Raw genomic sequence first — 23,550 nt, forward strand, 5'->3', positions numbered from 1 at the left:
TTAGGGGGTGGTGGAGACCATCGGGATGTCCGCGGCGTCGAGCGCCGTCTTGACCCGGAGCCTCAGCTCCCTCGACACCTCCGCCTGCGCGGAGGGCAACGTCTTGGCGGTGATGCGGAACACCAGCGAGCTGTCGGAGAGCTGCTCGACCCCGAACACCTGCGGCTGCTCCACGATCTTGGACTCGCGCAGCTCGGAGTCGGCCCACAGCTCCTCCGCCACGTGCTCCAGCAGCACCCGCACGCCCACGACGTCGGCGTCGTAGGCCACCGGCACGTCCATGTACGCCCGCGACCAGCCCTGCGACTCGTTGCCGACCCGCGTGATCGTGCCGTTGCGGACGTACCAGACGCGGCCGTCGACGTCTCTCAGCCTGGTGACGCGGAGGGTGACCGCCTCGACCGTGCCGACGGCGGCGCCCGCGTCGATCACGTCGCCCACGCCGTACTGGTCCTCCAGCAGCATGAACATGCCCGCGATGAAGTCTTTGACCAGCTCCTGAGCGCCGAAGCCGATGGCCACCCCGAGGATGCCGACGCTGGTCAGCAGCGGCGCGATCGGGATGGTCAGCCGGTCGAGCACGGTCAGCACCGTGGTGCCCAGGACGACGATCGAGGCGACGTGCTTGAGCACCGACCCCATCGTCTCGGCCCGCTGTTTGCGCCGCTCGTGCAGGAGGGCGTCGATGCCGTCGGTCGCCACGCCCTTGCGGAACTTGCTCGTGATGGAGCCACTCGTCGCCGCCCGGTTCACCACCTTGGTGATGATCCGGTGCACGAGGTTGCGGATGGCGAAGCCCAGCACGAGGATCAGGACGATCACGATCGCACTGCCCACGAGGGGAGCCCACCACGCGTTGTTGAGCATTCCGGCAAGACTAGAGCAGATGGGGTCGTCTTTGCAGGCCCCGGCCATCTGCGTGGTCACCCTGTCGAAGTCGGGCAGGACGGTCGACACCGTCGATGTCCCCGACGGTGCCGGGGACACGGTTGTCACCGCCGGTGTCGGCAACGACGTCGGGGACACGGTCGGTGTCGCCGGGGTCGGCGACGGGGACACGGTCGGCGGCGACAGCGTCACCTGCAGTAACACTATGGTGAATCCCCCTCCGGAAGCGGTTCGGTCGGCGTTTGGACCGTTTCGATCCAAAATACCGCCGACCGAACCGCCCGCCGTCACATCACGCCGGGGAAGACGGGGTCACCGGCTCTCTGGGCCGCGGAGGGAGAGAGCCGGCGCTCCGATGACGGACGGCTCGGAACGGGACACACACCCGGAAGCATGTCCCGTGCCGGTTCCGGAAGGGATCCCCCGAACACCCGACCGGCGGACCGGGCGGGCGGCTTGCGGGCACGGCGTACGTGCCGTGAGGGGTGGGGGAGTGCCTGATGACGGCGCACGCGGCGTGGGCGTGCGCGGTGGGGACGCGGCCGGTGCGGGCGTGCGCGGCGCGGGCACACGTGGCGGGAGGGCGTGTGAGAGGGTCGCGTGAGGTGGCACGTGACGCGGGCGCAGGTGGTGAGGGGCACGTGGTGAGGGAGCACGTGGTGGAGGGAGCGCGTGACGCGCGCGCACGCGGTGGGTGCGCGCCCAGGCCGGAACCGGCGGAGTGGCCAGGGCTCCGGCATAAGGGAGACCCTCCGCACCGGTCACTCCGCCGGCCCTCAGGAACCGCCGTGGGGTCCGGTGAGCCGTGGTGGCTGCGTTCCACCCGGTTCACCGTGTGGTCACTCCCCCACGGCGGCGAGCACGCGGGCGACCTTGGTCGCCGCGCCGGCCGGGTCGTCGGCCGTGTGCATGCGTTCGCCCCAGGACCAGCAGTACCACCAGTCCGGCAGGCCCGACACGGCCGCCGGCCGACAGGTGACGCTTTCGGTCAGGCTCGTGGCGTTCGGGTTGATGACCCGTACGAACCTGCGCCCGCTCTGGGTCTGGACCACTCGTGCGAGCAACCCCCGAGCGCCGAGTTCAGCCACCAGACGCTCCAGGTGCTCGAAGTTGTCGTCCCCCACAGTTCGTCCCTCCCTTGGTAATCGTTGCTGGTGCGCCAAAGATGGCTCAACGTCAAGGGTGTGCGCAACGGCACGTTCCGCTCACGGGGAGTCGCTTCTTCCTCGTGGGTTGTAAGAAACAGTCCCTGGGAGGACGATCCTTAACCGTAGGCTGGCTACTGGCGTTTCCCATCCTGTCGGCATTACTTCATAGTCATGGGTAGGCGCACAGCGACTTGCGGGCTACGCTGAGTCACCAGTTGCGGACCGGTCGAGACATGCGTGAGAGGGGCCGGGATGTCCGGCAGACAGCACAGGGAGACGGAGATCGCCCGACGGGTCAGGGCCAGGGGCCTTGCCGTCGGGCGCACGTCTGCCCAGATCGCTGAGGAGATCCACGAAGCGTGCACGGGCCAGTTCAGCACGACCCGCATCAAGGCGCATCGCTTGGCCTACGGGATCGCGCTGGCGGACGTCATCGAGCAGGTCAGAGCCCTGTTCGAACGTGACGCGAAACCGATGCCCGGCATCGGCGAGACCTTGCTCTCGGCGTACGAGAGCGGGCTCAAACGCCCGGGGCCCGAATACCTGCACTACCTGTGCACGGTCTACCGGGTGGAGCCGATCTCCCTGGGCTTCGACTCGCCCTGCATCTGCGGCCACGGCCACCGGATGCCGGGCGTGCTGACGTCGGAGGTGATCAAGGACCGGTCGTCGCCGGCTCCCGAGCGGGAGCTGGTTCTGCACCCGATGGGCCCCGACCCCGACGCGGAGGAGGACGAGAACATCCTCCGCCGCACCCTTTTAAGCTTGCTCCACACCGACACCAACCTGGCGGAGCAACTCGAAGGACCGGTGCTCGGAGCGTGCGAGGGCATCCGGCGCAGGATGGACGAGACCATGGTCTCGGCCACCGTGTCCGCCGCGATGCTCGACCAGTGGGAGGAGGCCACGCTCAGCTTCGGCCGCCAGTACACGACGACGGCCCCCCTGCGGCTCCTGTGCGACGTGATGCTCGAGCTGAGCGCCGTACGCACGGCGATGGCCCGCCGCCAGCCCATCGACCTGCAAGAGCGCCTGTGCAGGATGGCCGCGCAGCTTGCCGGGCTGAGCGGGATGATCATGATCAACCTGGGCGACCATCGCCTGGCCCGCTCGTTCTTCCGCACCGGGCGCATCGCGGCCGACGAGACCGGGGACCGTGCGCTGCGCGCGTGGATCTGCGCCCGGGAGTCACTCGTCCCCCTCTACTTCGGCGACGCCCGCGAGGCGCTCACCCTGGCGAAGAAGAGCCGCGACCTGGCCGGCTCCACGCCGTGCCCGGCGCAGGCCATGGCTCCGGTCGTGGAGGCCAGGGCGCTGGCCACGATGGCCGCGACCGACAACAACAAGGAGATCGTCGACCAGGCCAGGCGGGCTCTGGCGCGGGCCAGGAGCGCCTTCGCGCACATGAAACCCGAGGACAAGGAAGACCTCGCCTTCGGCTACACCGAGAAGCAGCTCTACTTCTACCAGGGCGACGTGCTCACCAAGCTCGGCCAGACCATCGAGGCGGAGGTCGTCCTCGACCAGGCCCTCGACAAGTACGAGGACCACGTACTCGACCAGACGCTGATCAGGCTCGACCAGGCCCAGTGCCGGCTCATCGACGGCGACGTCAAGGAGGCGGTGGCCATCGGCATCAAGGCCCTCACCCTGCTCGGCGACGAATACCTCACCGACTTCATCGTGCGGCCCGCGCTGGCGCTCGAACAGGCCATCATGTCGCGCGACGCGGACGCTCCGAGGATCGGCGAGTTCCGGGCCCTGATCCGGCGGCCGAGACGGGCCCCGTTGACAGGGGGCGCTGGATGAAGCTGGCGATCAGGCGTTATCGCTGGTCCGACCTCGACACCATCCTCGCGCTGCACCGGGTCTGCCTCGCCGAGGTGGGCCTGGTCCCCGGTGACGGCGTCTACTACGACGACGACTTCCCGCGCATCCAGGAGATCTACCTCGCCTGCGGCGGTGACTTCCTGGTGGGGGAGGTCGCCTCCCGGGTGGTGGCCATGGGCGGGCTCAAGCCCGTCGACACGGGCACGGCCGAGATCTGCCGGTTGCGCGTGCACCCCGAGTACCAGCGGCGCGGGTTCGGCGCGGCCATGCTCACGGCGCTGGAGCGGCGCGCGGTGGATCTCGGGTTCCATCTGGCCAGGGGCGACACCACGCTCAACCAGGAGGCCGCGCTGGCGCTGTACGAGCGCCGGGGATGGCGCGAGCTGTCCAGAGAGCGGGTGGGCGGCCTGACCGTCGTCTACATCGAGAAACGCCTGATCCCTCCCGCGGTGCTGGAGCTCTAAGGCCGCTTTAGGCCGCGACGCCGTCTGTCCAACGGCCCCATGCCTTCCTCTTCCCGGGGCCGCTGTCCGCGGTCAACGGCCCCGGACCCCGGCGTGACGTCCCCGCCGGTCCCGCGCCCTGTCGGGTGAATCGGGTATCCGCCGCCGAATTTCTCATGAACGAAATGTTCGGCCGGTCCCTATATCAGAGTCCCCGGATAAGGATGTACGAACCCGCGGGTGAGGCTCTTACCACCGAGGTATAGACAAGCCTCACCGGCTGCGCCCTGTACATCCAAGGCTGCGAATAGTAGTGCCATGCTTTTCTCATGGCAGTCGTGCCCGCTCCCCGCCCCCTTCTGGGAGCCGTGCTTCTGTTGTTCGTGAGCGCCGCTTGGGGGTCGGCGTTCCCGCTGATGAAAGATCTTATTCCGCGGTTACCGGTCGAGGACCTGCTCGCCGAGCGCTATCTCCTCGCCGCGCTGACGCTGTTCCTCATCCGGCCGCGCTGCCTGCGAGGGCTGCCGCGGCAGGTGTGGATCAACGGGGCCGTGCTCGGGGTCATGTTCGGGGTCGGGCAGGCGGCGCAGGCCGTGGCGCTCGACAGCCTGCCGTCGGCGGTGTCGGGCTTCGCCGTCGGCTGCAGCGTGATGATCACGCCCATCCTCTCGCTCGTGCTGTTCCGGCAGCGTGTGGCGGGGCGGGTCTGGGCGGGGGTCCTGCTCGCGCTGGCCGGCATGACCGTGTTCACGCTGGTGCGGGGGGCGGACAAGGAGCAGGAGGTCTCGGTGGTGGCGCTCGTCGTCACCATCACGGCCGCCGCGCTCTACTCCGGGCACACGTTGTTCCTCGCCCACCTGTCCAGGGGGCCGTCCGGCTTCCCCGCGTACGCGCTGACGGTGATCCAGCTCCTGACCATCGGGGTCCTCACCGGAGGGGTGGCCGTGCGTGACGGCGTCTCGGTGCCGCAGAGCCTGCCCGACTGGGCGATCCTGGCCCACCTGTCCGTGGTCTCGTGCGCGCTGGGCTTCCTGGCCCGCTCGTACGGGCAGGCGCACGTCCCGGCCGTGCCGAGTCAGGTCCTCATGTCCTCGCAGCCCCTGTGGGTGGCGGCGATCGCGGTGATCTGGTTCCAGGAGCCGATGGGCTGGAGCATGGTCGTGGGCGGGGCGCTGATGGCCGGGGCGATGCTGCTGGCCCTGCCGCCCCGTACGGTGCCCGCGGTCGGGGAGCGGCACCGCCGAGACCGGCTGGCGCTCGCCCGCCGGGCCGCCGTGGCCCTCGCTGACCTGCGGATCAAGCGGGAGGACCCACTGCGGCTCGAGGGTGGGCCCGCCCCGCCGTACATCGCGAGGAGCGCCTGTACGGACGTCGAAACGTGCCCCTGGCAGACCCGCTCGCTCAAGGGCGGCACGGAGCCGAGCCTGGAGCGGCTGATGGACCGGGCCACCCGCATCGTGCGCGAGAAGAGCACGCCGGGGCCGGGGTGTTGTCAGTCGGTCACGTTGCTCGGACGGTGCCTGTGTGACCTGATGGAGGATCCCGATCCGGCCCATACCACACGACCGCACCGCTGGTTTCGGTCCGAGTAGGTTAGACATGCCATTCAAAAGGCAAGTGTATTTTATCCATTAGCCTCCCACTTAATCCGGATAATCCTTGATATTCGGTGGGGTGCCCCAATAATGGGTGATTGTCCCCCGAGTGAGAGGCACGTCATGAAGCGCATCGTCGTTCGCAAGCCCGGAACCGCGCGGCTCGCAGGGACCTCCAGCGTCATTCACAAGGGGTGAGCGAGGAGAGGTCCCATCTCAGGGTCGAGGGCGAACCGCCCGCCCGGGCAGGGGCCGCGCCGCTGCTGATGCCGTTGATCGACGCGCATCGACGGCCGCGCGGCCCCTACACGGTCGCCGCCGCGCTGCTGGGGCACCTGGTGCCGGCGGCTCTTCGGCGTGCGCCGGAGCTGGTGGCGGCCCACGACATCGAGATCCTGGCCGCCGCGCCCGAGCTGGCCGGGACCGTACGGCCCGAGCGGGGCACGATCGACGCCGGGCTGCCCGACGACGAACGCATCCTCGTGCCCGCGCCCCGCCGCACGTTACGGCTGGCCAACGGGCTGACGGAGTTCGTCCGCGACGCCGCGCCCGCCGGGTGCGCGATCGCCGTGTGCAACACGGCCGCGGCCGACCCGACCGACCTCGAACTCCTGGACGTCATGACGCGCCGAATCCCGCCCGGCACCCTGGCGATCACGCTGTACTCCGGCGGGCCCGAGCCGCCGCCCGACACCCGCGACGCGCAGGAGCTGTGGGCGGTCGTCGACCGGTGCATGCGCGAGGGGTTCCTGCACGCCGTCGCCGAACTGGGCGAGCGGGGCCTGGCGCGGACCGAGCCCGGCGGCGCCTCCTGGTGGCGCTTCGCCCAGCGCACCGCGACCGCGCTCGGCGGCCTCGGGCGTACGCGGGAGGCCCGCGCGCTCTGGGAACGGGTACGCCGGGCCAGCCAGGACCCCGCCATGCACGCCGCGGCGGCGTACGGGACGGCCATGCTCGACGCCCGCCACCCCGACCCCGCCCAGCGCGACCTGGGCCGGGCCCGCTCCTGGATCAACGAGGCCATCGCGATCTCCCGCCTGCTGCCCGACCCCGGCGAACGGGCGTTCAAGCTGGGCTTCGACCGCAACGGCCTGGCCCTGATCGAGCTGCGGGAGGGGCGTAAGGAGGTCGCGCTGTCACTGGTGGAGTCGGCCCTCGATCTGGCGCGCGAGCTGGGCGAACGCCATCCCGTCCACCGGATGGTGCTGCTGGCCAACCGGGCGCAGCTCCTGGCCGGGCTCGGGCGGGTCAAGGAGGCGCTCGAGGACTACGGGGCCGCGATCGCCATCGACCCCGGCTTCCCCGACCACCAGCTCGAACGCGGCAACCTGCTGTTCAGGCTCGGGCGTCACGACGAGGCCATGGTCGACTTCGAACGGGCCATCCGGGCGGGCCCGCCGCTGCCGGAGGCTTACTACAACCGGGCGGAGCTGCGTACCGTGCGGGGCGACATCGACGGGGCGCTGGCCGACCTGGGGCTGGTGATCGAGCTCGACCCCGCCTACCTGGACGCCTACATCAACCGCGCCGGTCTGCTGGCCGCGCTCGAACGTGACGAGGAGGCACGGGCCGACGCCGGGACCGGGCTCGGCCTCGACCCCGGCAACGCGCACCTGCTCACGGTGCTGGGCCAGCTCGACACGGCGGTGGGCCGGTACGCCGAGGCCGCGGCGGCGCTGGACCTGGCCGTGGCGCGGGCTCCCGACCTGGCCTCGGCCTGGGGGAACCGGGGCGTGCTCCGCTACGGCACCGGCGACCTGGAGGGGGCGCTCGGCGACCTGACGCGGGCCATCGACCTCCAGCCACAGGCCGATCTCTACGCCAACCGCGCCGTCGCCCTGCACGCCCTGGGCCGCCACGCCGAGGCCGCCGCCGACGACCACCGCGCCGCCGGCCTCTCCTGACCGGCGCGCTCCGAGGGCGCGCCGGGTGGGAGCATAGGCGGCATGAGGGGGCGAATGGCGCGGGCCGCTGCGGTGTGCGCGGCCCTCGGGGTGTTCTGGTGGGCGAGCGTACGACTGGCCTGGGCGGCCGTCGGCTGCGAGGACTGGGGCTGCCTGGCGCCGGCCGTGGGGCTCCTCGTGGTGATCAGCCTGGCCCTGCTCGCCGGGTCGGCGCTCGCGCTGGAACGGGTGGACGTGCGGCCGGGCCGCCGGGTGGCGGTGGCGGCGGCCGGGATGCTCGTGGTGTTCAGGATCGCGGGGGAGTCGCTGCCGTCGTGGACGTCCACGTACGCGGACGCCGTCGCGGCGGGTGCGGCCTTCGCGGTGGCGGGGGCGCTGGCGGCGTTCGTGACGGGGACGGGGGCGGGCCGTCGGCGGCGGGTCGCGGTGGCGCTCGCCGTGCTCGCCCTGATCCCGGCCGCGCTCGCCGCCTCCCTGACGCTGTACGGCCGCTGAGTCGCCGCCTGAGCCGCTGCCGTCGCCACCCCCGAAGCCGGAGGCCGGGCGGCCCCCTGGACCCGCCCTCGCGGCTGCTGAGCCCCGCCGTCACGGATGGCCGAGCCCCGCCGTCACGGTCGAGCCGGTCGCCGTACGGGGGTGAGCAGGGTCTTGCCGATGACCGTGCGGGCCTCGATGGCGGCGTGCGCCTCGGCGGCCGATTCCAGGGGGAAGGTGGCGCCGACGGTCGGGCGCAGGCGTCCGGCGGCGGCCAGCTCAAGAGCCTGCCCGGCCAGCTCGCGCAGATCCACCGCGGGCCAGGCCACCGCCGTCACCCGGGGATCGGGGACGGTCATGGGGCCACCCGCCATGCCGTACACGCTGAGCCTGCCCCCGTCCTTGAGCAGCGCCTGCGCCGCCGCGCCGAGGTCGCCGCCCACCCCGTCGAAGACGACGTCCAGGCCGCCGGTCGCCTCGCGTACGACGTCGGTCCAGCCGGGGGCGGTGTAGTCGACGGTCAGCTCGGCGCCCAGGCTGGCCGCCAGGTCGCGTTTGGCGGCGCTGCTCGCCGCCCCCACCACCCGCGCCCCCGCGTCGCGGGCGAGCTGGACGAGCAGGCTGCCCACCCCGCCGCCGGCCGCCTCGACCAGCACCCACTCCCCGGGCTTGGGCGCGGCGGCGGTGGCCAGACCCACGGCGGTGCGCCCGTCGGCGAGCAGCGCCACCGCGTGCTCGGGTGACAGCCCGGCGGGGATCGGGAGCAGGTCGCCCGCGCCCGCCAGGGCCAGCTCCGCGTACCCGCCGTAGCCGCCCAGCGTGGTGACCACCCGGGTGCCCTCGACCGAGGGGTCCACGCCGTCGCCGACCGCCGTGACCGTGCCCGCGACGCCGTTGCCCAGGACCGCGGGCAGCTCGGCCCGCCGCGGCCCGCGGTCGGCGCGTACCTGCGTCTCCACGAACGTGATCCCGGCGACCTCCACCTCCACCAGCACCTGACCGGCCCCGGGTACGGGATCCGGCAGCTCCTCCACGACCAGGGCCTCGGGCCCGCCGAACCGCCTCAGCACCACCGCGCGCATCGTCGCACTCCTTTTCGTTCGTCAGGGTTGCGATTGTATCGGAGCGCTGCGCTCCGGAAATATCCTGTACCCCATGAGCACACGCGGCAGGCAGGCCGAGGCGCGGCGCAACGATCTGGCCCTGCTGCGGGCGGCGCACGAGGTGTTCACCACGCAGGGCTTCGACGCCCCGGTGTCGGCCATCGCCAAGCGGGCGGGCGTGGGCATGGGCAGCCTCTACCGCCGCTACCGCACCAAGGAGGAGCTGCTCCAGCGCCTGTGCCTGATCGCCATGGAGCGTTCGCTGGAGGCCGCCGAGTCGGGGCTGGCAGAGGGCGATCCGTGGGAGGGCCTGGCCCGCTACGTACGCGCCTGCGTGGCCGACAGGTCGGGCGCGCTCGCCCCGATAGCGGGCACGATCGAGGTCACCGACGAGATGTGGCGCACGGCGCGCAGGTGCGACGAGGCCGCGGAACGCCTCGTCGCCAGAGCCCACCAGGCGGGCGTGCTCAGGGGCGACGTGACCATGCTGGACATCTCGCTGCTCATGGAGCAGTTCAGCCGCCCGGCGCCCGGCCCGCCCGACGAGGAGCAGGACCACGTCAAGCGCCGCCTGCTGGCCATCGCCCTCGACGGGCTGCGCGCGCCCGGCGCGACCGAGCTGCCCGGCGCGCCACCGAGCATGGAGTGGTACGAAGCCCGCTGGGGAAGCGCCCCATAGGTCTACCGTGGGACCGTGGGCTTCAACGACCTGCTCGACGATCTCGACTACGGCTCCGGCGTCCAGGCCGCGGGCATCAGGCGCGGCTACGGCGGGCCGCCCGTCCGCACACTGTGCGTCACGTACGGCCCGACCCGGCTGCGCTGCGCCTCGCTGCTCAAGCCGCTGTACGCCTGGGTCGCCGCGGCCCGCATCCCCGACCCCGAGCGCTGGCGTCGCCACGCCGAGCCCGCCGTCGTCGTCTCCTCCAACATCGACACGCTCAACCTGTGGCTGTCCGTCGGCCCCCGCGTCATCCTCGACGACCTGCGCCGGCGCACCGGCATCGCCTGGGAGCCGCCCAACGGCGACCTGTCCCGGTTCGGCTCGGTCGAGGTGGCGGCCGACGAGGTGGCCGCCGCCTACGCGGACCTGGCCCAGGCCGCCGCGACGGGCGATCCGGTGGCCGCGGACGTCCTCGGGTGGATGGGGGCGGTGGAGCGGCCGCAGGCGTTCGGCGTCCGCGAGGCGCTGGGCCGGCCGGAGGCCGGGGTCAAGTGCGGCTGGTACGGCGCGCCCGACGAGAGCTGCCTGCGTACGCACGCGGTGGCCGTCCTGCCGGGCTACGGCACCCAGGTCAGCGTGATCGTCGCGCTGACCGCACTGCCCTTCACCGACCCGCGCGAGCGCGAGGTCTACCGCGAGCGGGTGGGGCAGGGGCTGCCGGTGGAGGACGAGCACGACAAGGTGGGCGGGCACGTGCTGCGCGCCTTGATGACGACCACGCTGGCGGAGCTGGGCGAGAGATGAGGCGGTGTCACCCGGCGGGCGCCGGGCGGCCCGGCACGGCTGCAGGGCGCGAGGGGAGGCGTCAGGCCAGGTCCTTCGTGAGCAGCTCGACGACCCCCGCCAGCCCCGGCGGCTCGACGTCCGCGGGCAGCTCCTCGGCCCACGCGTAGCCCCGGTAGGCGTCCCGCTCCTCCTCGGTCAGCTCCCCTGGGTCCACCTCAGGGCGGACCTCGGCGAACCTGGCCAGGTAGAAGGGCTCACGCTTGACATAGCGGACGCCCAGCCAGGAGAAGTCGCGCTCGACCTCGACGCACCGGTCCAGCACGGCCGAGCCGGGCAGCCCGGTCTCCTCGGCCAGCTCCCGCCTGGCGGCCTCCAGCGGGGTCTCGCCTGGGTCGACGCCGCCGCCAGGGGGTTCCCAGACGTCCGCCTGGGCGACCCGGTCGTACCAGTGCATGAGCAGCACCCGGCCGTCCCGGTCGAGGCAGACGACCCGTGCGGCCGGACGATCGGCGAAGTCGCTCACGAGGACAGACGCTACCCCCGCCGTCGTGCGCCGTCCCTGCCGGGGCCGGGGCGGTGTTTGACCTGGAGCGCACTCTAATTCGTATCGTGGGCCGCATGACCACCCCACAACACAAGATCGGGTCGGGCTTCGGCCCGAGGAGCACCGCCGACGACGTGCTCCACGGCGTCGATCTGACCGGGAAGCTGGCGATCGTCACCGGTGGTTACTCCGGCCTGGGGCTGGAGACCACCCGTGCCCTCGCCCGCGCGGGCGCCCACGTCGTCGTCCCGGCCCGCCGCAAGGAGAGCGCCGAGGAGGCCGTGGGCGACCTCGACGGGGTCGAGGTGGACGAGCTCGACCTCGCGGACCTCGACAGCGTACGCGCGTTCGCCGAGCGCTTCCTCGCCACCGGCCGCAGCGCCGAGATCGTCATCAACAGCGCCGGCGTCATGGCCTGCCCGGAGACGCGCGTAGGGCCGGGCTGGGAGGCGCAGTTCGCCACCAACCACCTCGGCCACTACGCGCTGGTCAACCTGCTCTGGCCGGCCATCGCCCGAGGGCGGGGCCGGGTGGTGGCCGTCTCGTCCGGGGGCCACCGCCACTCGGGCATCCGCTGGGACGACGTGCACTTCGCGCGCGGCTACGACAAGTGGCAGGCGTACGGGCAGTCCAAGACCGCGAACGTGCTGTTCGCGGTGCACCTCGACGCCCTCGCCCGGGACGCGGGGGTGCGCGCGTTCTCGCTGCACCCGGGAGGCATCCTCACCCCGCTGCAGCGCCACCTCCCCAAGGAGGAGATGGTCGCGTCCGGCTGGATCGACGAGGACGGCAACCCGCTGGAGCCCAGCTTCAAGACTCCAGAACAGGGCGCGGCGACGCAGGTGTGGGCGGCGACGTCCGCGCAGCTCGCGGGCATGGGCGGGGTCTACTGCGAGGACTGCGACCTCGCCGAGCCGACCGCCGACCCGCTCGCGCGGGCCGGCGTCCGCGACTACGCCACCGACCCCGCTCAGGCCGCCCGTCTCTGGGCCCTGTCGGCGGAGCTGACGGGCGTCAACGCCTTCTGAGCCGTGCGCGGGCGGGCCGCCGACCGGTAGCCTGCCCAGGTCGGCCGCGTCGCGGCCCCCCGGTCCTAGCCCGCGAGAGTGAAGCATGATCAGCCCCGCCGAACACATCCTGACGCTGTCCTGCCCCGACCGGCCCGGTGTGGTGGCCGCCGTCTCCGGCCTGCTGGCCGGGCACGGGTGCAACATCATCGAGAGCCAGCAGTTCGGAGACAGGGTGGGGCAGCGCTTCTTCATGCGCGTGCAGTTCTCGGCCCCTCTGGGCGAGGACGAGCTGAACGCCGCCTTCGCCGCCCTCGCGCCCGACTTCGCCATGGAGTTCACGCTGCGCGACGTGGCCAGGAAGCCGCGCGTGCTGATCATGGTGAGCAAGTTCGACCACTGCCTCAACGACCTGCTCTACCGCGTACGCTCGAAGGCCCTCGACATCGAGATCGCCGCCGTCGTCTCCAACCACCCCGACCTGCGGCCGCTCACGCAGTCCAACGGCATCGACTACCACCACCTGCCGGTCACGCCGGAGACCAAGCCGAAGCAGGAGGCCGAGGTGCTGGCCCTGGTCGAGCACTACCAGGTCGACCTGGTGGTACTGGCCCGCTACATGCAGGTGCTGTCGGAGGAACTGTGCGCGAAGCTGGCGGGCCGGGCGATCAACATCCACCACTCGTTCCTGCCGTCGTTCAAGGGCGCCAAGCCCTACCACCAGGCGCACAGCCGCGGGGTCAAGCTCATCGGCGCGACCGCCCACTACGTGACGGCCGACCTCGACGAGGGCCCGATCATCGAGCAGGAGGTGGCCAGGGTCAACCACAGCCACTCGCCGGAAGACCTGGTGGCGATCGGCCGCGACGTCGAGTGCGTGGCGCTGGCCAGGGCCGTCAAGTGGCACGCCGAGCAGCGGGTGCTGCTCGACGGGCACAAGACGATCATCTTCCCGCGCTAACCCGGCGCGTCCGGGCCCGCGAGGGGGCTACAGGCCGGTGTGCCGGGCCAGGAAGGTGAGGGTGTCGGCCGACAGGTCGACCGTCCTGCTCACCGAGCGCGCGCCGTGCCCGACCTCGGCCTCGTTGCGCAGCAGCACCGGCCGGTCGGCCGTCGAGGCGTGCTGCAGCGCGGCGCACATCTTCCACGCGTGCAGCGGGTGCACGCGCGTGTCGGACTGGAAGACGGTGAACAGCGTCGCCGGGTACGCCACCGACTCCCGGACGTGGTGGTAGGGCGAATAGCCCCGCAACCAGCCGAACTGCTCGGGATCGTCGGCCGAGCCGTACTCGACGTTCCAGGAGGCCCCGAGGCCGAACTTCTCATATCTGATCATGTCGAGCAGCGGTGCGGAGCAGACCACGGCCGCGTACAGGTCGGGGCGTTGCGTCAGCGCCGCCCCCACCAGCAGGCCGCCGTTGGAGCCGCCGGAGATGCCGAGCTGGGCGGACGTGGTGACGCCCGTGGCGATGAGGTGCTCGGCCGCGGCGTGGAAGTCGTCGAACACGTTCTGCTTGTTGGCCAGCATGCCCGCGCGGTGCCACTCCTCGCCCTCCTCGCCGCCGCCGCGCAGGTTGGCGATGGCGTAGACGCCGCCCGCCTCGACCCAGGCCAGGATCGACGCGGAGTAGCCGGGGGTCATGGACAGGCCGAAGCCGCCGTAGCCGTACAGGATGGTGGGCCGCGGCCCCTGCGCCTCGACGACCGGGGAGATGATCAGCATGCGGACGTCGGTGCCGTCCTTGGAGCGATAGACCACCTGCTCCGTACGGACCTCCGGCACGTCGACGGCGCCCGGCGAGGCCGCCCAGAGCGTGGTCTCGCCCGTCGCGGCGTCGTAGCGCTGGATGGTGGGCGGCGTGGTGTTGTCGGTGTAGCCGAACCACGCCTCGTGGCCGCCCTCGGGACGCTCCACGATGCCGCCGATCGAGCCGAGCCCCGGCGTCGGCACCTCGCCGAGGCGCTCGCCGGTCGCCAGGTCGTGGACGGTGATCTCGCTGAGCGCGTGGCGGGTCCAGCCCACCAGCATGACCGGGCGCTCCAGGCCGTCGAGGATCGCGAAGTCCGACAGCACCGCCTCCGGGTCCTCGGGGATCAGGTCGTGCCAGGTCTCGAAGCCGGGCTCGGCCGGGTCGGTGACGCACACCCGGCCCCTCGGCGCGTCGCGGTCGGTGTGCACGTAGAGCCGGCCGTCACGGCCGAACACCAGCCCTGACTGCGCGTCCACGCCCTCCTGCACGACCCGCAGCCCGGGCCGGTCGATCGGGGACGCGGTCAGGTCGGCCACCCAGACGTCGTTGCGCGGCGCGGTGCCCTCGTGGGACGAGACCTGCAGCCACCGGCCGTCGCGGGAGACGGCGACGCCGTAGTAGTTGGTCATCTTCAGGCCCTGCCCGAAGATCATCACGTCGTCCTCGGTGGAGGTGCCGACGCGGTGCAGGTAGACGCGGCGGTGGAACTGGGTCTCGTTCTCGGGGACCTCGGTGCTGGGCAGCCTGCGCACGTAGTAGAACGCCTCGCCGCCCGGCAGCCACGCCACGGGGGAGTAGCGGCAGCGGTCGATCGGCCCCTCCACCCGCGCGCCGGTGGCGACGTCGATGATGTAGAGCACCGACTCCTCGTTGCCGCCCATCGAGATCTGGTACGCCAGCAGGCGCCCCTCCTTGTCGGGCTGCACGGCGTCGAGCGTGGTGAGCCCGGACGGGTCGATCGCCATCGGGTCGATCAGGGCCCGCTCGGTGCCGTCGGGCGCGACCACGTAGTAGACGGCGTGCTCCTGGTCGGGCGTGCGCCGGGAGAAGAAGTGATATTCGTCACGCCAGGTTGGGGCTCCAACCGATCCTGACCTGAGCAGTTCGGCGACGCGGCTCTTGAATCGCTGGGTCCCTCGCTGCTTGCCGTACAGCTCGGCCTGCGCGAGCAGCCACCCCTTGGTCTCGGGGCTGTCGGGGTCCTCGAGCCACCGATACGGGTCTGGGACGGGCGTTTCGTGCAGGATGTCTGCGATGTCTTCACGGCGTGCGCTCGGGTACGGCTCTCGCGTCATGCACGGAACCCTACTGCCAACGGGGATGCGTAAAGCGCTGGTCGAGCGGGCATAAAACGTGTCGTGCGTCCCTCGGGTCATTCCGGCAGGAGGATTTTGGGGTGGCGGGGACCACGGTGCAAACGCCAGACTTGGTGACAGGACGGTGCCGTGGTGACCATCCGCTGGACCGTCCGGCGGAGGTCCACGTGACGGAAGCACAAGTGCCCCAGGAGGGGCCGACAGTCGGGACATGCCGCGGCATGTCCCCTTTGATACGCAAGCAGCGGGGAGAGGCCCGATGATGCGCCAAGTCCTGCTGCTGAATGCCACCTACGAGCCGCTGACCACCCTCTCGCTGCACCGCGCCGTGGTGCTCGTGCTGCGGGAGAAGGCCGACGTCGTGCACCGCGACGGCAGGGGCGCGGTGTTGCGCTCCTCGAGCCGCACTCTCGACGTGCCCTCGGTGATCAGGCTCCGCAGATACGTCCGCATCCCCTACCGGTCCCGTATCCCGCTGACCAGGGCGGCCCTCATGCGGCGCGACGACTACCGCTGCGCCTACTGCGGGCTGAAGGCCGAGACCATCGACCACGTCATCCCCCGGTCCAGGGGCGGCACGCACACCTGGGAAAACTGCGTCGCCTCGTGCACCACGTGCAACCACAGGAAGGCCGACAAGTACCTGGAGGAGCTGGGGTGGACGCTGCGCGTCAGCCCCGCGGTGCCACGGGGCGCCCACTGGCGGCTCATCGGCGCCTCGCTCGTGGGCGACCCGCAGTGGGCGCCCTACCTCGAGGCCGCGGCCTGAAACCGCGTTGAGGGGGCGGTCACGGCCTGACAGCATGACCAGGTATGTGGACCTTCACCTCGGACGTTGAGGAATACGCCACGGTCGCCGAGCCGCTCCTGCTCGGCGACCCGGTGCGTAACACCGTGCCACTCACCGTGCTGGCCGGCCTGCGGGCGGGCCGGCCCGTGAAGGATCCCCTCTTCGGCTGGTGGACGGTGGAGGGGGAGGTCCGCGGGGCGGTCTTCCGCACCCCGCCGCATCCCTTCGGGCTGTTCGCCGTGCCCGTCGAGGCGGTCGCGCCGCTGGTCGAGGCGCTGGGCGGCGAACTGGCCGGGTTCATGGCCCCGCTCGCGGTGGCCGACGAGGCCGTGCGGCTGCTCGGCCCGCCCACACGGGTGATCTCGGAGCGCCTCTACCGGCTCGGCGCGCTGCGCGTCCCCGCCGTGCCCGGCCGGGGGCGGCTCGCCGTGCCCGGCGACTTCCCGCTGCTGGTGAGCTGGTTCCAGGGCTTCGGCGCCGAGCTGGGCCGGGGTGAGTCCGACGACGTGGCCGAACGGGTCTCGCTGCGGCTGGCGGGCCGGGAGCTGTTCGTCTGGGAGGCGCAGGGCGCGCCGGTCTCGCTCGCCGGGCTCTTCCCCGCCTGCGGCGGCGTCTGCCGCGTCGGCCCCGTCTACACGCCGCCCTCGTGCCGCAGACGCGGATACGGCGCCGCCGTCACCGCCCACGCCAGCCGGGTCGCCCTGGCCGAGCGCTGCGAGCAGGTGGTGCTCTTCACCGATCTCGACAACCCGACCAGCAACGCCGTCTACCGATCCATCGGCTACGAGCCCGTCTCCGACTACGCCCATGGCGACTACGGGCCGCCGGGCTAAGATTGACCCATGCCGCGTTACGACTTCCGCTGCCGCGCCTGCGGCTCCACGTTCGAGGTGTCCCGGCCCATGTCGGCCTCCGACGCCCCGGCGAGCTGCCCCGACGGTCACGACGACACGGTGAGGCTGCTGTCCACGGTCTCCATGACGGGCAGCGCCGCCGCTCCACGGGCGAGCGGCGGCGGCTGCTGCGGAGGCGGTTGCTGCGCGTCCTGACCGCCCGCCCCGATGGCTCGGGGCAGCCGGTCGAACAGGCCCTACGCGGCCGTGCGGGCGCGCCGCTTGCGGCGCTGGAACGGCAGGAACCGGTCGGCCAGGTGCGGCCGGGACGGCGTGAGCGTGGGCTCGACGGCGAGGATCCGGTCGAACCTGAACGCCCTGATCGCCCGGCGCATCCTGCACACGCCGACCACGTACCAGTATTCGCGGTGCACCAGGCACGTCACCGGCTCGACGTCGCGCACGGTGATGGAGCCGGAGGCGTCGCGGTAGTGCAGGCGGATCATGAGGCGGCTGGTGATGGCGTCGGCCATGAGCCTGGCGCGCGAGGCGACGTCGACGGGCAGCGGCTCGGTGAGGGTCGTGAGGGTGGTGGAGATGACGTCGTCGTCGAGCTCCAGGTGCTCGAATGCGTGTCGCAGGCCACGCCGGGCGGTGACGGCCTGCGGGCCCGCTCCGAGGTGAGCGAGGGAGAGGGCGAGGGCGGCGATCTCGGCGGTCGTCAGCGGGCGAGTATCGTGCTTCACGACTGTCGTCATACCCCAAGAATACGGGTGGGTACCGACATTTTTCGAAAACCTGTCCGGTAAGCTACATCGCCCGCGACCCGGCCCAGACTTCGTTCCCGGGCCCTTCCCCAACGCACCGCCTGCCCCCATTCGCAGAAGGACCCCCGCCGACGTGCGGCGGAGGTCCCCGGTCAATCGGGCGCGGTCAACGGACGCGCGCGGGCGCGCTCAGCGGGAGAGCTGTGACAGGTCGCGGGAAGCGCCCGTGGAGGCCGACGTCGTCATCGCCGCGTAAGCCTGCAGCGCCACGCTGACCGGCCGGTTCCGGTCACGGGGCCGGTATTCGCCCAGCTCGGCCAGCAGCCGCTCGCGCCGCGCGGCCAGCTCGGCCTCGGGCACCCGCAGCTCCAGCGTCCGGCTGGGGATGTCGATGTCGATGAGGTCGCCGTCCTCGACCAGCGCGATCGCCCCGCCCTCGGCCGCCTCGGGCGAGGCGTGGCCGATCGACAGCCCGGAGGTGCCGCCGGAGAAGCGCCCGTCGGTGACCAGCGCGCACACCTTGCCCAGGCCCTTGCCCTTCAGGAAGGACGTCGGGTAGAGCATCTCCTGCATCCCCGGCCCGCCCTTGGGCCCCTCGTAGCGGATGACGACCACGTCGCCGGCCTTGACCCGGCCGCCGAGGATGCCCTCGACCGCCTGCTCCTGCGACTCGAACACCACCGCGGGCCCGCTGAACCGCCAGATCGACTCGTCCACCCCGGCCGTCTTCACGACCGAGCCGTCGCGCGAGATGTTGCCGTAGAGCACGGCCAGGCCGCCGTCGGCGGTGTAGGCGTGCTCGCGGTCGCGGATGCAGCCGGCCTCGCGGTCGAGGTCGAGGGAGTCCCAGCGGTTGCCCTGCGAGTACGCCTTGACCGTGCGGACGTTGCCCGGCGCGGCGTGCCACAGCTCGACGGCCTCGGGCTCGACCGACGGCGAGCGCACGTCCCACGAGGCCAGCAGGTCGGCCAGGGTGCCGCCGTTCACGGTGGGCACGTCGCGGTGCAGCAGCCCGGCGCGGTCCAGCTCGCCCAGGATGGCGGGGATGCCACCGGCGCGGTGGACGTCTTCGACGTGGTATTTGCTCGTGGCCGGGGCGACCTTGCACAGGCACGGCACCCGCAGCGAGATCTCGTTGATCTCCTTGAGCCCGAAGTCGACCTGGGCCTCGCGGGCGGCGGCCAGGATGTGCAGGATCGTGTTGGTCGAGCCGCCCATGGCCACGTCGAGCGTCATGGCGTTCTCGAACGCCTCGCGGGTGGCGATCGAGCGCGGCAGCACCGACGCGTCGTCGTCCTCGTAGTAGCGGCGGGTGATCTCGACGAGCCGGCGGCCGGCGTCCTCGAAGAGCTTCTTGCGCGCCTGGTGGGTGGCCAGGGTCGTACCGTTGCCCGGCAGCGCCAGGCCGATGGCCTCGGCCAGGCAGTTCATGGAGTTGGCGGTGAACATGCCGGAGCAGGACCCGCAGGTGGGGCAGGCGCTCTCCTCCATCTCCAGCAGCTCGGCGTCGGAGACCGAGTCGTCGGCGGCGGCGATCATCGGGTCGATCAGGTCGAGCTTCTTGCCGGGGGTCTTGCCGGCCTCCATCGGGCCGCCGGAGACGAAGACCGTCGGGATGTTCAGCCGCATCGCGGCCAGCAGCATGCCCGGCGTGATCTTGTCGCAGTTGGACACGCAGATCAGCGCGTCGGCGCAGTGGGCCTCGACCATGTACTCCACGGCGTCGGCGATCAGCTCGCGCGACGGCAGCGAGTAGAGCATGCCGCCGTGGCCCATCGCGATGCCGTCGTCGACCGCGATCGTGTTGAACTCGCGGGGGATCGCCCCCGCCTCCCTGATCGCCGCGGACACCACGTCGCCGACCTCGCGCAGGTGGACGTGGCCCGGCACGAACTGGGTGAAGCTGTTGGCCACCGCGATGATGGGCTTGCCGAAGTCGCTCCCGGCTACGCCGGTCGCCCGGAGCAGGGCCCGGGCACCGGCCATGTTCCTGCCGTGGGTGACTGTACGTGACCTGAGGGCGGGCATTGCGCATCTCCCATCGCTAGCGAGTCTTCACATGCTACGGCCACTGCCCGGTAAATGAGACGCCTGTCCACCGATCGGACAGGCGGTTACCGGATCGTGCCGGAACCGAGGTCGGCGACCGGCCGGGCGACCTCGGTTCCCTCACACGATAGACCCGCAGGCGGCGCGTACCGGCCAGGAGCCAAAAGGGAGGACCGGCCGGGGCGCTAGCGGGGCAGGCGGACGGCGGCGAGCTGGGTCGCCTGACCCACCAGACGGCCCTTGTCGTCCCATGCGTGGGCGACCTCGTCCATCCGGTCCCCGCCGACGTCGGTGGCCGACATCCGCACCCGGATCGGCCCGGGGGCGGGCAGCCTGCGGATGTACGCCGAGAGCTGGATCGTCGGCACCCACCCCGACAGCCCCAGGTCGAACGAGACCGGCGGCACCGGGTCGAGCGCCACCAGCAGGCTCAGCGGGTCCCAGTCGGAGCCGTCGGCCAGTCGCTGCCAGGACGCGATCTCGCCGCGCATGGAGGGGGCGCCGAAGGCGAAGGCCAGGTGCTCGGGGTTGATGCGCTCCTCGATCACGGCCATCAGCGGCACGCTCATGTCCGCGCCGGGAGGATCGACGGGGGCCAGGAAGCACTCCTGCTCGGGCGGCAGGGACACCGGCTCGTGGGCCGACCACCACGGGTCCGAGTCGTCGAGGACGCCCAGCGTGACGTGGGCCTCGACGCACGTGCGGCCCTGCTGTGTCAGCGTGGCCCTGATCTGGGCCAGACTCCTGCCCACGCGCAGCGTCTCGACGCGTGCGACGGCCTCGCCCGGCTCCGGCGGCTCGACGAACGTGGCGCTGACGGCCGTCACGTGCGGGTGAGCGGCGCCCGCGGGGCTCTCACAGGCGGCCCTGGCCAGCACGGCCAGCAGGTAGCCGCCGTGCAGGCGCGTCCCGACGCTCCACTCGGCGTCGAGGAGGGCGCCGAACGTGCCGTCCCCGCGATCGGTCAATGCGGTCGCATCCCGAAAATTGCCCATATTTAGTCATCCCTTCCCCAGAGGATCAGATTGACATCGTCAACTTGACGGCGTCAACCTGAATCCATGACCACCAGACGCGTACGCGCCAGGCGCGGAGAAGGAGCCCTGCTGCGCGAGGAGATCCTGCGGGCGGCCGACGAGCTGCTGGCCGAGTCGGGCACCGAGGACGCGCTCACGCTGCGCGCGGTCGCCATGCGCGCGGGCGTGTCCACCCCGGCGGTCTACCTGCACTTCGCCGACAAGGAAGCGCTGGTCGAGGCGGTCTGCCTGCGGGTGTGGGACGAGCTGGCCCACCTGTTCACCGACAACCTCGGCGGCGATCCGTTCCTGGCCCTGGGCAGGTGCGCCCGCGCCTACGCCCGCTTCGCCCTCGACCACCCCGTGCAGTACCGGGTGCTGATGATGCGTCCCTCGACGTCCACGGGGGTGCCGCCGGCCGCCGCGCAGGCGTTCCTGCACATGGTGGCGGCCGTCTCGGCCTGCGTGGAGACCCGGGTGCTCGAAGGCGACCCTGAGGAACTCGCGCTCGGCCTCTGGTCGGCCGTGCACGGCTGCGTCTCGCTGCTGATCGCCCAGCCGTCGTTTCCCTGGCCGCGCGACAGGGAGGCGCTCATCGACCACATCGTGCGCCTGGCCGGGTTCGGTGCGGCGGTGTACTCGCGGCTGCCGCGCAGGATCCCGCCGAGCGCGGAACTGGCCGCCCGCCTCGACGACTTCGGCGCGAAGCTGGCGGCCACCGGAGAAGAGAGCCGGCCGTCGCCGGCCGGCGGGGAAGGAGCGCAGCCGTCGCCGACCGGCGATGAGGGAGGTCAGCCGTCGCCGTAGCGGGCCGGCAGCACCTGTGCGGCGATGTCGTAGATCCGGTCGATCTCGGCGGTCGTCAGCGCCTGCTCCCGCTTGGTGATCCACTTGCGGGCCCGATCGCCCTGGTAGACGTCCACGCCGCGGATGGTCATGATCTTCCAGGGCACCGGCGGGCCGTAGATGGCCAGCGAGGGCACCACGGAGATCTCGCGGCCGAACGACTTGGTGATCAGTTCGCTGGCCTGCGTCGCCTCCCACATGGCCTCGGTGAGGCGGGGTTTCATGTCGAACGGGCCGTGGAAGAGCTTTTTGCCCATCTGCACGCGTACGGGCAGGCGCCGGTCCCACTTCTCGGAGTCGACCGCGTACACGCCGGTCGGGCCCACCACGAGGTGGTCGATCTGGGCCTCGCTGCCCGGGATCGCCCTGGCGTGGAGTGTGCGGTAGCCGCTGCGCTCGAGCTTGCGCAACTGCGCCTCGGTACGCCGCTCCGCCACGGACGTACGCCGCCACGCCGGCACGGAGGAGTTGGATCGCGAACGCCAGACCGCCTCGGCGATGGCCGCGATCACCGCCGCGGTCACCCCCAGCCGCCAGTCGCGCACAAGGAAGCCCACCACCAGGCCGACGAGCACCGCCAGGATCGCCCGGTTGCGCAGGCGGCGGAACCGGGGCTGTTGCAGCAGACTACGCACGGACGCGCGCTCGACCGGCGCGTACGTGGAGGTGGGCGCCGATGGTTTCGCGGCGGCGGTCTGCTCGCTCTCTGTCCGTTCGCTCACCCAGATGGGTGACGCGTTGTGACCGTCTTCACGCTGGTTGTCGGAGTCCACGTCACTCACCGTAGCCCGGGGATTCGATCGATTCCTAGTGTTGCCGTGTCCATAGTTTTATGGCCCAGCTCATCGTGTTCCACGCGTCTTTTCGGGGTATGTCTTATGTTCTGCTTCTCTAGAGAGGTCCGCGGCGCCGAATGTGATCTTACCCTGCGAACGCCGTTCCACCCGGGTTTCGACGGCTCCCGAAGGGCGGGTTCCGCGGCGGCGGTCCGGTAAGAGACCCGAGCGGGGTCTGGCCGGACCCGCTCACGAGGATTACGGTCTTGTTGTGAACAGCGCGGCAGAGATCCTGCTCTTTCTCATCGGGGTGTCCATGGGGCTGTTCGTACTGATCAGCCTGTTCGTCATGCTGCCGGGGCGCGGTGCGCAACGCCGGACCGAGGCGGGCCCCGTCTGGCTGGGCGGCCCCTCCAGGAGCGAACGCGGGGTGAGCACCTCGGAGCTGGTGCTCGCCGATCGGGTGGCCCCCTGGGCGGAGGTGCCCGAGCACGACTGGGTGGCCGCCGCCGAGACGGCCGAACCCGGCAGCCGCGTCGGCGGCGCCACCGCGGGATGGTGAGGTGCACATGCGAGGACTGAACGCCACCCAGGCCGACGACCTGAGACAGACCATGCGCACCGCCGAGCGCCGCAGCGGCCTGCGCTTCGGCGTCTTCGTCGGGGAGCCGGTGGGCGGGCGGCGGCACTACGCCGAACGCCTGCACGCCGCCCTGGGCGAGGAGGCCGACGACGCGGTGGTGGTCTTCGTCGACCCCGCGGGCCGGGCACTGGAGATCGTCACCGGGGAGCGCGCCAGGCGGCGGCTGAGCGACGGCGCGTGCCGGATGACCGCGATGTCGATGGCCACCGCCTTCAGCGTGGGCGACCTGGTCGGCGGCCTGCTGTACGGGATCGCGGCGCTCGGCGAGCAGGCCACCGCTCGCCGCTAGATGATTGATGCCAAGGGGGATGGCTACGGTTAGTGGTCGTAGGCGATCAGGGATCGCTTGATCGGCTGGCCGGTGTTGTCGTTGAGCC

24 protein-coding genes are annotated in these 23,550 nt (G+C 71.6%); 15 read left to right on the top strand and 9 right to left on the bottom strand.

Annotation, left to right across the window (positions count from 1 at the left end; translation table 11 throughout):
• Positions 1–957 carry a mechanosensitive ion channel family protein gene (locus ACZ6S0_RS51080; protein ID WP_465928101.1) on the bottom strand — a complete coding sequence of 319 codons (957 nt, stop codon included), beginning with the start codon at positions 955–957 and terminating at the stop codon, positions 1–3.
• 770 nt (positions 958–1,727) lie between these two features.
• Positions 1,728–2,012 (bottom strand): hypothetical protein, encoded by a 285-nt coding sequence (locus tag ACZ6S0_RS51085; RefSeq protein ID WP_465928103.1) that lies wholly within the window; start codon positions 2,010–2,012, stop codon positions 1,728–1,730.
• 276 nt (positions 2,013–2,288) lie between these two features.
• On the opposite strand from ACZ6S0_RS51085, the gene ACZ6S0_RS51090 reads away from it, so the two are divergent.
• From ACZ6S0_RS51090 to ACZ6S0_RS51110, 5 genes are all read left to right on the top strand, one after another.
• Complete coding sequence (locus ACZ6S0_RS51090; RefSeq protein WP_465928105.1) at positions 2,289–3,845, top strand: XRE family transcriptional regulator; 1,557 nt, start codon at positions 2,289–2,291, stop codon at positions 3,843–3,845.
• A complete protein-coding gene (locus ACZ6S0_RS51095) occupies positions 3,842–4,330 on the top strand; it encodes a GNAT family N-acetyltransferase (RefSeq protein WP_465928107.1) in 489 nt (162 codons plus the stop codon). The genes ACZ6S0_RS51090 and ACZ6S0_RS51095 overlap by 4 nt, the downstream gene beginning before the upstream one ends.
• Positions 4,331–4,638: 308 nt before the next feature.
• Complete coding sequence (locus ACZ6S0_RS51100) at positions 4,639–5,901, top strand: DMT family transporter (protein ID WP_465928109.1); 1,263 nt, start codon at positions 4,639–4,641, stop codon at positions 5,899–5,901.
• A gap of 197 nt (positions 5,902–6,098) precedes the next feature.
• The gene (locus tag ACZ6S0_RS51105) at positions 6,099–7,808 is read left to right on the top strand and encodes a tetratricopeptide repeat protein (protein ID WP_465928111.1); all 1,710 of its coding nucleotides are present in this window, start codon (positions 6,099–6,101) and stop codon (positions 7,806–7,808) included.
• 42 nt (positions 7,809–7,850) lie between these two features.
• Positions 7,851–8,303 carry a hypothetical protein gene (locus ACZ6S0_RS51110; protein WP_465928113.1) on the top strand — a complete coding sequence of 151 codons (453 nt, stop codon included), beginning with the start codon at positions 7,851–7,853 and terminating at the stop codon, positions 8,301–8,303.
• A 113-nt stretch (positions 8,304–8,416) separates the two neighbouring features.
• Here the strand turns inward: ACZ6S0_RS51110 and ACZ6S0_RS51115 are convergent, their stop codons facing one another.
• The gene (locus tag ACZ6S0_RS51115; protein WP_465928115.1) at positions 8,417–9,364 is read right to left on the bottom strand and encodes a zinc-binding dehydrogenase; all 948 of its coding nucleotides are present in this window, start codon (positions 9,362–9,364) and stop codon (positions 8,417–8,419) included.
• A gap of 73 nt (positions 9,365–9,437) precedes the next feature.
• Between ACZ6S0_RS51115 and ACZ6S0_RS51120 the strand changes: the two genes are divergently transcribed.
• Positions 9,438–10,064, top strand: coding sequence for a TetR/AcrR family transcriptional regulator (locus ACZ6S0_RS51120; RefSeq protein WP_465928117.1), 627 nt, complete (start codon positions 9,438–9,440; stop codon positions 10,062–10,064).
• Positions 10,065–10,079: 15 nt separating this feature from the next.
• On the top strand, positions 10,080–10,853 hold the full coding sequence (locus ACZ6S0_RS51125; RefSeq protein ID WP_465928119.1) for a hypothetical protein: 774 nt from the start codon (positions 10,080–10,082) through the stop codon (positions 10,851–10,853).
• 61 nt (positions 10,854–10,914) lie between these two features.
• Here the strand turns inward: ACZ6S0_RS51125 and ACZ6S0_RS51130 are convergent, their stop codons facing one another.
• Positions 10,915–11,358 carry an NUDIX hydrolase gene (locus ACZ6S0_RS51130; RefSeq protein WP_465928121.1) on the bottom strand — a complete coding sequence of 148 codons (444 nt, stop codon included), beginning with the start codon at positions 11,356–11,358 and terminating at the stop codon, positions 10,915–10,917.
• A 95-nt stretch (positions 11,359–11,453) separates the two neighbouring features.
• Here ACZ6S0_RS51130 and ACZ6S0_RS51135 point away from each other — a divergent pair, with 95 nt between their 5' ends.
• Both ACZ6S0_RS51135 and purU read left to right on the top strand, forming a co-directional pair.
• Positions 11,454–12,407, top strand: coding sequence for an SDR family NAD(P)-dependent oxidoreductase (locus ACZ6S0_RS51135; protein ID WP_465928123.1), 954 nt, complete (start codon positions 11,454–11,456; stop codon positions 12,405–12,407).
• Positions 12,408–12,492: 85 nt separating this feature from the next.
• Positions 12,493–13,347: a formyltetrahydrofolate deformylase gene (purU, locus tag ACZ6S0_RS51140; protein ID WP_344871640.1), complete on the top strand. Its 855-nt coding sequence runs from the start codon at positions 12,493–12,495 to the stop codon at positions 13,345–13,347.
• A 27-nt stretch (positions 13,348–13,374) separates the two neighbouring features.
• Here the strand turns inward: purU and ACZ6S0_RS51145 are convergent, their stop codons facing one another.
• Complete coding sequence (locus tag ACZ6S0_RS51145) at positions 13,375–15,432, bottom strand: prolyl oligopeptidase family serine peptidase (RefSeq protein WP_465928125.1); 2,058 nt, start codon at positions 15,430–15,432, stop codon at positions 13,375–13,377.
• A 283-nt stretch (positions 15,433–15,715) separates the two neighbouring features.
• Here ACZ6S0_RS51145 and ACZ6S0_RS51150 point away from each other — a divergent pair, with 283 nt between their 5' ends.
• The 3 genes from ACZ6S0_RS51150 to ACZ6S0_RS51160 are packed head-to-tail and all read left to right on the top strand — an operon-like array spanning position 15,716 to position 17,292.
• Positions 15,716–16,222, top strand: a complete 507-nt coding sequence (locus ACZ6S0_RS51150; protein ID WP_344871994.1) for an HNH endonuclease — start codon at positions 15,716–15,718, stop codon at positions 16,220–16,222.
• Positions 16,223–16,266: 44 nt separating this feature from the next.
• Positions 16,267–17,076 (top strand): GNAT family N-acetyltransferase, encoded by an 810-nt coding sequence (locus ACZ6S0_RS51155; protein WP_465928127.1) that lies wholly within the window; start codon positions 16,267–16,269, stop codon positions 17,074–17,076.
• A 9-nt stretch (positions 17,077–17,085) separates the two neighbouring features.
• Entirely contained in the window at positions 17,086–17,292 is a 207-nt protein-coding gene (locus ACZ6S0_RS51160) for an FmdB family zinc ribbon protein (RefSeq protein ID WP_344871634.1), read from the top strand.
• Between the two features lie 41 nt (positions 17,293–17,333).
• Here ACZ6S0_RS51160 and ACZ6S0_RS51165 read toward each other — a convergent pair whose 3' ends face one another.
• The 3 genes from ACZ6S0_RS51165 to ACZ6S0_RS51175 all read right to left on the bottom strand — a co-directional run bounded on the left by ACZ6S0_RS51165 (position 17,334) and on the right by ACZ6S0_RS51175 (position 20,860).
• On the bottom strand, positions 17,334–17,834 hold the full coding sequence (locus tag ACZ6S0_RS51165; protein ID WP_344871632.1) for a helix-turn-helix transcriptional regulator: 501 nt from the start codon (positions 17,832–17,834) through the stop codon (positions 17,334–17,336).
• 198 nt (positions 17,835–18,032) lie between these two features.
• Positions 18,033–19,871, bottom strand: a complete 1,839-nt coding sequence (gene ilvD, locus ACZ6S0_RS51170) for a dihydroxy-acid dehydratase (RefSeq protein ID WP_465928131.1) — start codon at positions 19,869–19,871, stop codon at positions 18,033–18,035.
• Between the two features lie 206 nt (positions 19,872–20,077).
• The gene (locus tag ACZ6S0_RS51175) at positions 20,078–20,860 is read right to left on the bottom strand and encodes a thioesterase family protein (protein WP_465928133.1); all 783 of its coding nucleotides are present in this window, start codon (positions 20,858–20,860) and stop codon (positions 20,078–20,080) included.
• A gap of 93 nt (positions 20,861–20,953) precedes the next feature.
• On the opposite strand from ACZ6S0_RS51175, the gene ACZ6S0_RS51180 reads away from it, so the two are divergent.
• The gene (locus ACZ6S0_RS51180; RefSeq protein ID WP_465928135.1) at positions 20,954–21,715 is read left to right on the top strand and encodes a TetR/AcrR family transcriptional regulator; all 762 of its coding nucleotides are present in this window, start codon (positions 20,954–20,956) and stop codon (positions 21,713–21,715) included.
• Here the strand turns inward: ACZ6S0_RS51180 and ACZ6S0_RS51185 are convergent.
• Positions 21,700–22,527 carry a nuclease-related domain-containing protein gene (locus tag ACZ6S0_RS51185; protein ID WP_465928137.1) on the bottom strand — a complete coding sequence of 276 codons (828 nt, stop codon included), beginning with the start codon at positions 22,525–22,527 and terminating at the stop codon, positions 21,700–21,702. The genes ACZ6S0_RS51180 and ACZ6S0_RS51185 overlap by 16 nt on opposite strands.
• A gap of 274 nt (positions 22,528–22,801) precedes the next feature.
• Between ACZ6S0_RS51185 and ACZ6S0_RS51190 the strand changes: the two genes are divergently transcribed.
• Complete coding sequence (locus ACZ6S0_RS51190; protein WP_465928139.1) at positions 22,802–23,092, top strand: hypothetical protein; 291 nt, start codon at positions 22,802–22,804, stop codon at positions 23,090–23,092.
• 7 nt (positions 23,093–23,099) lie between these two features.
• On the top strand, positions 23,100–23,462 hold the full coding sequence (locus ACZ6S0_RS51195; protein ID WP_465928141.1) for a DUF5130 family protein: 363 nt from the start codon (positions 23,100–23,102) through the stop codon (positions 23,460–23,462).
• Positions 23,463–23,550: the final 88 nt, after the last annotated feature.

It is taken from the genome of Nonomuraea sp. NPDC051298, assembly GCF_055586305.1.